Origin of the sequence: Halopelagius fulvigenes, assembly GCF_042662625.1 — an archaeon.
Taxonomy (GTDB): domain Archaea; phylum Halobacteriota; class Halobacteria; order Halobacteriales; family Haloferacaceae; genus Halopelagius; species Halopelagius fulvigenes.
Map to the genome: position 1 here is coordinate 1 of NZ_JBHSXH010000017.1, position 918 is coordinate 918.

Genomic DNA, 918 nt, shown 5'->3' on the forward strand with positions numbered 1-918 from the left:
GCCTTCCGGTAGAGGTTGTGGAAGAAGTCGAGACGGTACGACGAAATGTCGCTGGGCTTGTACTCGTCGAACCACAGGGGGAGGCTGTTCGTACAGGAGAACGTCGCCACCTGCGCGAAGTTCGACGAGTCGACCGAGAACGGTTCGCCGGCCATGCCGAAGCACCGCCACAGGTACGAGAGCGTCGTCGTCTTCCCGCTTCCCGTGTCTCCGGTGACGTTGAGGTGGTTGAACTCACCACTCTCCGTGAACTTCTCGATGAGAGGCCGGAACGGTGCGGCGTAGAACCACCCGAGAACCGGGAGCAACCGCTCGGCGTCCCGCGTGAACGGGACCGTCTCCAGTATCTCGGCCACAGACGAGGAATCGTACTCGGCGGTGTCCGACGGCATCTCGACGAGTCTCTCCGGGGTTATCTCGCGTTCGAGGTACACCGTCTCCGGTTCCTCCGCCCACCCGTCTGCGCGGAGCGTCCGACCGGGCAGCGCGAACTCGTCGCCGTGTAACCCCATGTGCCGAACTCCGAGACGGTGGGGTGCGTCCTGCTGGTCGACCCACATACGGAGGGCGTCGAGGAGGTCTTTCACGAAGGGGGTCCTATCCCCGAGTTGGGGAATGTTGAACTTCGTGCCGAACCGTTCGCCGAGTATCTCGTCGTCGAAGCGGTCCTTCCGGTTGAACACCTTCGGTTCAATCGGCTTCTCGAACGTCTCCCCGGATTCGAGCGTGGCTTTCAGTTCCGCGCGAAGCGGGCCACGTTCGACTTGGAGGTACGAGAGCACTTCTAACTCGAAGTTGAGCAGTTCGTACTTCTGTCGCGGCGTCCCGTGGAGGAGCCACGTCTTGCCGTCCTCGACGACGACCGGCCCGTTCTCCTCTTCGTGGCGCGCTAACGTACGGTGATTCTGGACGGCGTAC

The 918-nt window shown here is 62.4% G+C and carries 1 pseudogene; it reads right to left on the minus strand.

Annotated features, from left to right (window positions below):
• A pseudogene (locus tag ACFQEV_RS19840) lies at positions 1-918 on the minus strand (hypothetical protein); the annotation flags it as partial.